We start from the raw sequence: 9778 nt of genomic DNA on the forward strand, positions 1-9778 counted from the left end.
AAGGTGCTTGGTTATCAGTAACCACGACATCTTGTGTACATACAGTATCATTACCAGCAGTATCTGTAAACGTCCAAGTAATGGTAGTCGTACCTAATGGCCAAGGGTCATTAAGCGCAGCGTTGTCACTTCTAGTACCAACAGCGTTTATAGTACCATCACAATTATCATTAGCCTGAGGCACCGATACATCCGTACTGTTAGAACATACAGTGTCTGAATCGGAGTTAAAATCTATTTGAGACAATGAGTCACAATCGAATACAGGTGCTTGGTTATCAGTAACCACGACATCTTGTGTACATACAGTATCATTACCAGCAGTATCTGTAAACGTCCAAGTAATGGTAGTCGTACCTAATGGCCAAGGGTCATTAAGCGCAGCGTTGTCACTTCTAGTACCAACAGCGTTTATAGTACCATCACAATTATCATTAGCCTGAGGCACCGATACATCCGTACTGTTAGAACATACGGTATCTGAATCGGAGTTAAAATCTATTTGAGACAATAAGTCACAATCGAATACAGGTGCTTGGTTATCGGTAACCACGACATCAATACTACAAGAAGCTTTATTTCCAGAGCCATCGGTAACAGTCCAAATAACTGTTGTAGTACCTAATTGGAAAACAGCGCCGTTCAGAGTTGAACCATTATTATAGTCATTGATTACAGATGCAACACCACAATTATCTAAAGCACTAGTTGGATTTAAACTAGCATCAGGAACTGTAAAAGTACAAACCCCATTATCAGTATCATAAGAAGCATCAGGAGTTGCACAAGTAATCGTAGGGTTTTCATTATCTTCAACAACAACGTTAATGCTACAAGAAGCTTTATTTCCGCTACCATCCGTAATGGTCCAAACAACAGGAGTAGTTCCTAACGGGAAAACAGCACCGTTAAGAGTTGAACCATTATTATAGTCATTGATTACAGATGCAACACCACAATTATCTAAAGCACTAGTTGGATTTAAACTAGCGTCAGGAACTGTAAAAGTACAAACCCCATTGTCAGTATCATAGGAAGCATCAAGAGTTGCACAAGTAATGGTAGGGTTTTCGCTATCAGTAACGGTAACCGTTTGATCACAAGTAGCAGTATTACCCGAAGCATCTTCAACAGTCCATGTTACAGTAGTTGAGCCAACAGGGAATTGAAAGTTATCGGGAATATTTTTGGTAATTGTTAAATCATTTGTGTCACAATCGTCACCCACGGTTGGATCACCAAGGGCAACATTAGACGCATAACAGAAGCCATTATCAGCACTCACATTAACAGTAGGAGGACAAGTAATAGTTGGTGCAGTGTCTGTAATTGTAATATCGTCCGAAACAGTAACACTATTACATCCCATAATAGCGTCAGGATCATATATAGTAAGTGTTACAGTGTAGGTTCCATCTTGTGCATAAATATGAGATGGATTTTGAATATTATCAACACTATTACCATCTCCAAAATTCCAATCATATTCCGTGTTAAGCCCACCACTTGATGATCCCGTAAAATCAACCGTTAAACTACATCCATCGCTATCAGGCTCAACAGTCATTAAAGTTCCAGTTACACCGGCAATAAACTCCATTTCAATATCAGCATCAACGGTAATAAATGTGCTTGTACATTCATCACTCAAGGATACTGTAACAGCAACATTAAACTCATATTGACCAGGTTCTGAAACTGTAATAGTAGGATCTTCAACAGTATTACTTGGGGCAAAATCAACTGTTGCCCCAGAAGGGGAAGAAACTACTGTCCATAAATAAGTAGGAGTGCCTTCAACAAACCCATTTAATTCCAAATCGACAAAGGTAGGTTCAAAACAAAACTGATTCTCTCCAAGACCTGGATCAATATCAATGTTTGGATCAATCTGTATGGTACCTCCTGCAGCTACTACTTCACTAAAGATAATACATACATTTCCTCCTCCAGTACAAGCCGTATATTCAACTGTACCAATATTTATCCTTTTATTGTTATTACAAGGTCCTATAGTAGACAAAGCTGCAGTACCATTACTGGTATTAAGGTCTGTAGTGTTTTCAATAACAATTGCGGTATTTGGGGCTAAAGTTAATGTGGCGTTTGCAGTCCAAATAATTTGACCACCATCTTCTATAATAACTCTATCTATGCTAGAAGGTATAGTGGTATCAACACTTATAAATATATCAATACCATTAGGGATAATAACAGTACCATCACACGTCGCTGCATTTGTAGTAACAAAAGTAACTAATTGGGCACCTGTCATATTATTTGGTACAGTACACTGAGCATTTACCTCAGAAATTCCTGCTAATAAAAAAGATATCGCAAACAATAATATCGTTTTACTGCGGATAATTGCAATTAGACTATAAGTATTAGTTTTCATAAGCTTGTAGATTTGTATTGACTTTAGCAAGATTTTTAGATATATAAATAGGATGCACAACAATGTTGTTAGGCAACCATGCTTTGCTTCTTAAAAAAAGTAATGAGGGAATAATGCCAACAAGGGCATTAAAGACTTTTGTAGTGAAATTTAGATTTGGGGTCATGATTTCAGTTAATAGCTATAACAAAGCAACATATATGTCTTAATTTATTCAAAAAAACATGTTAAATCACTCAAAAAGTCGACAAAGAGTTTTTTAGACTCGTTTAATCGGATTAACTGTATGATTTAACGACTTGAACATTTAATAATACCTCTTACTAAGGTTTTTATAATCCATAATTAATTGAATTTTGGTTAATTAAAGTCGTAATTTTACAATTACAATAAGCAAATAAAGTTCTTTTTATCGAAAAAAACAACATTTAATCGATAAAAAACAACATTTTATCCAATAACTATGAGAAAATTAACCTTAATAAGACATGCCAAGTCTTCATGGGAGCATGATGTTATAGATCATGAACGGCCATTGAACAGTAGAGGGTATAAAGATGCGGTACTGGTTTCAAGCTATTTATCGCAGACCAATGATCTAAAATTTGATAAAATTTTATCAAGTGATGCTGTAAGAGCTAGGACCACAGCTAATATTTTTATGGATAACTTTAGAATTGATAAAGAGCGAATAGAGTTAAAATACAAATTGTATGATTTTTCAGGAAACGATTTGGTAGAAGTCATTAAAAACTGTGATGATGAAATGCAAAATTTATTAATTTTTGGACATAATCATGCCATTACGGCCTTTGTGAATACTTATGGCAATGATTATATAAACAATGTGCCTACCTGTGGCGTGGTTACTATTGAGTTTGATATCCATAGTTGGAATGAGCTCAATAAAGGAAAGACGATTAGGAAGTTATTTCCAAGAGACTTAAAGGGGTAACAGAGTTTAAATATATTATTCATACTTGGTTTTTCAAGTTACATATGTGTTTTGTGACTTCCTACTTTATTCAAATACATTAAGTTTAAAAAGGTGTTATTTCTTACATAAAATAAAAAAATATCAAATAAATCGATAAAACGATTGTTTTTAACGATAAAATGTATAAATTAGCGCACTGAACCTCAAATCTATTTTTATGAAAACAAAAATATTCCTACTTGGTTTTTGTCTTTTCCTAGTTACTGGGCTTAGTTTTGCTCAAAAAAAGAAACAACCAAAAAGTATCATTAATGATAAAGTGGCTATTAAGAAATATCATAGCAAAGATGAATTAGATAGAAAGCAAAAAGGTGAGTTACTGGTATTGTATATTGAAAGAATTGAAAGTTTAGTGCAGCTAATGCCTTACATCGCTTTTGCTACTAAACCAGGAATTACGATGTCTACTTTAGGTATTCCGAATGATAATGACAATAGAAAAATTTTAGATGAACAATTTGAAGCGACTGATGATTTTATAGAAAAGAATAAGGTGTTTCAGCAACGAATATTACCCTATTCAGATACCGATGACTTAGTCTCTGCTATTTTATTTTACGAAGATACACTAAAATCACTTCATGAATACAGTGAATTTCATTAGTAATTTCAAAATATACTTTTATTAAGGAGCTCTTTAGGAGCTCCTTTTTTTTGCTTTCATGTTGGTGGTATATTTTTTTGTGACTTAAATAAACCATTATGTTGAAAGATTAACCAATTATATTTAATCTTATTAAAAAGTATTTTGTCGATAAAATATGAAAAATATTACATAAATTAAACCTTTTATCGATTTATTTGGTATTTCGTGGAATTAGTTTTATATTTGAAAAATTAATTGATAAACCATTTCTACTGAAATCATAAATACTTGATTATGAAACAGCTTAATGTACTAATATGGATGTTACTTTTAGTTTCTGTAAACCTTTTTGCTCAACAGGAAAAAGGCATTATAGGAGCTACCAATTGGTTGAATAATTGGACAGAGTTTCAACCTGGTAAAGAATATTATAGAGAGCCAACTCAAATTATAACAGGTAATATAACCAAAGATACCAAGCTATATAAAAGAGATACGTATCTGCTTATAGGTAGTGTGTTCGTTACAAATGAATCAACACTGTATATTGAACCAGGCACGGTAATCTTGGGAGATTATGATACTAAAGCTTCTTTAACAATTTCAAAAGGATCTAAAATAGTTGCTGAAGGCACAGAAACAGACCCCATAATCTTTTCGTCCAATAAAAGTGTTAAGAAGGCAGGTGACTGGGGAGGACTTATTCTTTTGGGTGATGCGCCTTTAAATAAATTTGGTAACGGATCTGTAGCAAGCTTTCATAGTAAACTACAGCCTGAAAATTACGTAAATACTAATTATGGGGGTAATAATTCAGAAAGTAGCTCGGGTATTCTTAAATATGTAAGAATTGAATACTCAGGAAAAAGAGTTAGAGGAGCAGGGTATTTTAACGGTTTACTTTTAGCAGGTATAGGGTCTGAAACTATTTTAGAAAATATTATGGTAACCTATACTGCTGGTGATGCTTTTGAGATTTGGGGTGGAGATATTACTCTAAATCAGGCAGTATCTTATAAAGCTAATAGTAACGACTTTAAATTTAATTATGGAACCCAATGTAGGTTAAATAATTCTCTAGCTATTAGGTCTCCTTATATTTCAAGTAGTGAAGGTTCTCGTTGCCTGAAAGTGTTGTCTTATGATAAAAGAGAAGAAGTTGACTTTTCCAAAAAATCTACATTTGTGGTGGCTAAAAACATTACAATTTTTAACGACACAGAAAATTTAGAGGAAGATATTGAAAAAGGATTAGTTAAAGAGGGTGTTTATGTGGGGCAAGATGCTGCTTTAGATATGAACAAAAGTGTTATTTCTGGATTTAATCCTGCCGTTATACTAGATGATAGAATATCAATCAATCAAGGAAATCTTGAAAAAATTAAGTTCACAGATATGTATTTCAATAACTGTAACGGCAATATTTTTACTGCTTATAACAATAATAATGATGATTTAGAGAATTGGTATGGAAATGCTGCTTTCTTTAATGTTTACTCTAAAAGTAGTAATAAAGAGACTTTTATAGATATTGAAAACCAGAGAAGACCAGATTACAGGCTAAGAATTAATAAAATAATTGCTATTAATAAACCTGAGGTTGATGAGGATTAGATAATAGTTAGTTGTTTTAGAGTGTATTACATAGTAATAAAAAAACCTACTTATGAAGAAGAATATTACCTTATTACTTTTTGGTGTGCTCTCATTTTCATTAATACAAGCACAAATAGTTATTAGTAAACCAAATTTGGGTTTTACTCAGGCTTGTGCTAGTTCTTCATTTAATACCTACAATGTTACTTTTTCTTTTTCACCAGATACAGCTTTAACAGGGTCTAATCAATTTATTGTTGAGCTTTCTGATGAAACAGGAGATTTCACTAATGCTGAAATTGTTTTTACAACAACGGCTGGAAGTGTTACAAGTTCACCAGCAACCTTAAGTTTTTCTTTGCCAATAGACACAGCTGGTGAAGCCTATAGAGTAAGAATTAAAAGTACGTCGCCTATTGCAACTAGTAGTGGCTCAGATGTTTTTGCAGCTTACTACAAGATTCAAGATTCACCATTTACAATCAATAATTTAATTGAAACCGCAGTGTTTTGTTCTGGTGGAAGTTATATGTTAACTATTGATAATCCTGGAGATGCTATGAATGATTCACCGTTACAGTATCCCTCATTAACATTTAATTGGTATAAAGAAACAGGTCCTTCGGCATCTGTTTTCATATCCTCTGGAGATACATTAGAAGTTACCGAATCGGGTACTTATTTTGTAGAGACTAATTACGGAACCTGCACATCAGATTCCTTTTCAAATAGAGTGACTGTAAGCGAAGCTTCAAGTGGGGAAACAACAACAGCTATAAATTCACTTTTGGGTAATCCATATTGTCAAGAAGACGGCCCAACAACTTTAAGTACAATAGCAGGAGACAGTTATGAATGGTTTAAAGATGGTGAAAGAATTGTTGGAGCTACTGGCCAAATGATAGAAACCAATGAAGCTGGTACTTATTCAGTTAATATAGATTTAGGAAATTGTACAGCAAGTGCTACTATAGATCTGGAAAATACTGGTTTTACCAGCAGTATAGATGTAGATGATGTAAATATGTTAGAGGAGGGTCAAACTTTAGTAGCTACAGTAACCACTAATGCAAATACACCAATATATAAATGGTATATAAATGGTTCAGAAATTTCAGGAGCTACATCTAGCAGTTATGAAATTAATAGTGCTGGAAATTATAAGGTAAACATTAATCAAACGGTTGGGTGTTTGTCTTCTAAAGAATTTTTGTTTAGAGTTACAGAACCTTTTCCTAATGTTTCTAAAATTCCAAACTTAATTAGCCCTAATGGAGATGGTATAAATGATACCTGGATAATTCCGCAAGAGTATGTAAGTGGATCGGGTGCTCAGGTTATGATAGTAAGCGAGCAGGGAAAAATAGTTTTAAACACTAACGATTATCAAAATAACTGGCCAGAAAATATAAGTTTTAAAGATGTAAACCCAGTGTATTATTATATAATAACAACCCCAAATAATAAAACACGTAAAGGATCTATTACAGTTGTTAAATAACATGCATAAATACCTGCTATATTGTATACTATTTTTATATACGCTACAAATCAGCCATTCTCAAGAGAATGGTGTTGTTGCATTAGACCTACCTGTAAGAAATTCTTTGAAGTTTAACAGACATGCTGTAAATCCTACCTTTAGTTTTGTTAGAGAACAAAACAGGTATATAACTTTTACAAATAAAAGACAATGGGTCCAATTTGATAATGCACCACAGACTTTTTTATTTGGTTATTCTGGACGGTTTAGTGAAAATATAGGACTGGGAGTAAGTCTTTTTCAACAAGACTATGGTGTACAAACGACCTTTGGTGGTATTTTAAATTTTGCTTACAATGTGTCACTTAATAGAGAGAGTAATTTAACTTTCGGGCTTAATGTAGGTGCGTATCAAAGTGGTATTAATGAAGGAAACGTCATTATAAATGAACCTGACCCAACGCTTCAAAATATACCAAAAAACTTTTTGTTAACCCTAAACCCAGGTATTAATTATGGTACTGGTTTTTTTGACTTTGGCTTTTCGGTAAATAATTTAGTTTCTTATAATTTGAATAGTTCAAAGTTAATAGAAGAAAACCCTGCTCAGAGTTTACAGGCTCATATTATGTATACGGGCTATGTGAATAGTAGAGGTTTTTTTGATGAAAGCAAATTTTCCAGTCTATTTAGGTCTGAATTCAGAAAAGATAAAACAGTCTTATCTGGATTAGCTATGTTGTCAATTCCAAAGGGACTTTGGGGTCAAATAGGATATAATACATTATATGGAGCCTCTGTAGGAGTTGGTATTAATATAAGCGAACAAATTGCCATAGAATATAATTATGAGCAATCTATGGGGGATTTAGTTGAGTTTGGTAGTTCACATGAAGTTACATTGGCATATAGATTTAAGAACCAAAGATTTAATTATAGTGGGGATGATGAAGAAAAATCTGTTTTCACATCTTCAAGAAAAGTAAGGCGAGTTCTTGCTAGTAAAAATCCAACTAAAAAAACAGGATCAGCTACTCCAGGTGGATTAAAGTCGAGAAGAGTTAAACAGGAGAAAGAAAGTAGTACACCTATTAAAGATGATGAATTAGAAAATAATGACGTTGATCCAGTAGATGTGGCTAATTTAGAAGAAGAGAATCGAAAAGTAGAAGAGGCCGCTAAGCGTGAAGCAGAAAGAATAGCACAAGAAGAAGCAAATAGGATAAAGCTTGCAGAAGAAGCTAAAGCGCAAGCAGCAATAGAGTTACAAGAAAAACGCGAAGCTGAAGCCAAAGCCAGAGCGCTTGCTCTAAAGCGTAAAAAAGAAGCAGAAGCTAAGGCAAGAGAAGAAGCACGTTTAGAAGCTGAAGCTAAAGAGAAAGCTAGACTAGAGGAAGAAAAACATAAAGCCGAAGCAGCTGCAAGGCTTGAGGCCGAAAGAATTAAAGCAGCAGAGGAAGAAAAAGCACGATTAGAAGCAGAAAGATTACAGGCGGAAAAAGAAGCCTTAGAGCAGGTTAAGCGAGAAGAGGTAGAGGCCACTTCTCAATTAGAAGCGCAAGTTATTAAGAAGGATAGTTTACAGCAGCCAGAAATAGATGATGAAACTCTTAAGTCAATTAATGATTTAAATCAAATGGCTGAAGCATCAAAAAATATACAAAATTTGTTGATTGATAGGTTATCTGATAAAGTTAACATCAAACAACAAGATTTAGATGATTTAAAAGAGGAAAATGATTTAAGTGAACAAGGAATTTATGTGGCGCCTAAACCATTTAAGAGTATTAGTGCTGAAAATTCTGAAATAGAGTCTATTAAAAACGAAATAGATAAGGTCATTGAAGAACAGGAAATCAAAATTCAGGAGTTGGAAGCTGTTCTTATTAAACGAAAAGGAAAGAAGCGAGATAAATTAGATCCTTTATCTGCTAGTTATTTGAAAACTATTGAGGAATTAAAGGCAGAGCGATTAAAAACCATAAGAATTAAGGAAAACTTGGTTGCTAATTTAGAAACAATCAATAAAGCTACCGAGATTGAAAGAAAACGCAGAATTAAACGAGCTGCCTATCAAAATCAGCAAGATAGATATGAAAAAGATAGAGTTGCTCTAGAACAAATTAAGAAGTTTACAGATCCTAGTAATGAACCATTAAGTGAAGAAGATTTTGATTTTGGTGAAGAGCAAAGTGATAGTATTAAAATTATTAAGGATGTTAGTAATGAGGAAAACGGATTTTATATGGTTATTGCGGTTCATGATTCAGAAGAAAAAAGAGATGAATTTTTGAGAAAAGCGGTTGCAGCAGGTCAGCTCAATATTAACTTTTTCTTTGATGTGAATTCAAACAAGTATTTTATATACTACGAGAAGTTTGATTACATAGATGGAGCAAAAAATGCTTTAGAAGCTAAAGGAGATAAACCGTATAATGGTAATATGTCCATTGTTAAAATAGAAAATTAATTTTTACTATAGTATGAATATTTTAAAATCGAGTAGAGTTTCTACTCGATTTTTTTATATCATAAGGTGAATGTTAAATAAGTTAACTTTATAAACAAACCCATATTGTAATATATATATTACAAATAAAACATCATGAAGCGCTTAAAAGCATTAAAATATCGATGAAAAGCATTAAAATATGTAAATTTACTTCTTAGTTATAAAAAAAAACACGATATTTACCTCGTTTAAATGCTGTTTATTAA

7 protein-coding genes are annotated in these 9778 nt (G+C 33.1%); 5 read left to right on the plus strand and 2 right to left on the minus strand.

Annotation, left to right across the window (positions count from 1 at the left end; all coding sequences use genetic code 11):
* Together DFQ02_RS15125 and DFQ02_RS15130 are read right to left on the minus strand one after the other, a co-directional pair.
* Positions 1–2398: HYR domain-containing protein (locus tag DFQ02_RS15125; protein WP_116039747.1), on the minus strand; the 2398-nt coding region annotated here is incomplete at its 3' end.
* Complete coding sequence (locus DFQ02_RS15130; protein ID WP_181896346.1) at positions 2388–2564, minus strand: hypothetical protein; 177 nt, start codon at positions 2562–2564, stop codon at positions 2388–2390. The genes DFQ02_RS15125 and DFQ02_RS15130, both read right to left, overlap by 11 nt.
* Positions 2565–2861: 297 nt before the next feature.
* Here DFQ02_RS15130 and DFQ02_RS04155 point away from each other — a divergent pair, with 297 nt between their 5' ends.
* The 5 genes from DFQ02_RS04155 to DFQ02_RS04175 all read left to right on the plus strand — a co-directional run bounded on the left by DFQ02_RS04155 (position 2862) and on the right by DFQ02_RS04175 (position 9530).
* Positions 2862–3353 (plus strand): SixA phosphatase family protein, encoded by a 492-nt coding sequence (locus tag DFQ02_RS04155; RefSeq protein ID WP_116039748.1) that lies wholly within the window; start codon positions 2862–2864, stop codon positions 3351–3353.
* A gap of 199 nt (positions 3354–3552) precedes the next feature.
* The gene (locus DFQ02_RS04160; protein ID WP_116039749.1) at positions 3553–3999 is read left to right on the plus strand and encodes a hypothetical protein; all 447 of its coding nucleotides are present in this window, start codon (positions 3553–3555) and stop codon (positions 3997–3999) included.
* 276 nt (positions 4000–4275) lie between these two features.
* Entirely contained in the window at positions 4276–5595 is a 1320-nt protein-coding gene (locus tag DFQ02_RS04165; protein WP_116039750.1) for a hypothetical protein, read from the plus strand.
* A gap of 52 nt (positions 5596–5647) precedes the next feature.
* Positions 5648–7078, plus strand: a complete 1431-nt coding sequence (locus DFQ02_RS04170; RefSeq protein WP_116039751.1) for a T9SS type B sorting domain-containing protein — start codon at positions 5648–5650, stop codon at positions 7076–7078.
* 1 nt (position 7079) lies between these two features.
* Complete coding sequence (locus tag DFQ02_RS04175; RefSeq protein WP_116039752.1) at positions 7080–9530, plus strand: PorP/SprF family type IX secretion system membrane protein; 2451 nt, start codon at positions 7080–7082, stop codon at positions 9528–9530.
* The last annotated feature ends 248 nt before the right edge of the window (positions 9531–9778 follow it).

Origin of the sequence: Seonamhaeicola aphaedonensis (assembly GCF_003386195.1) — a bacterium.
Taxonomy (GTDB): domain Bacteria; phylum Bacteroidota; class Bacteroidia; order Flavobacteriales; family Flavobacteriaceae; genus Seonamhaeicola; species Seonamhaeicola aphaedonensis.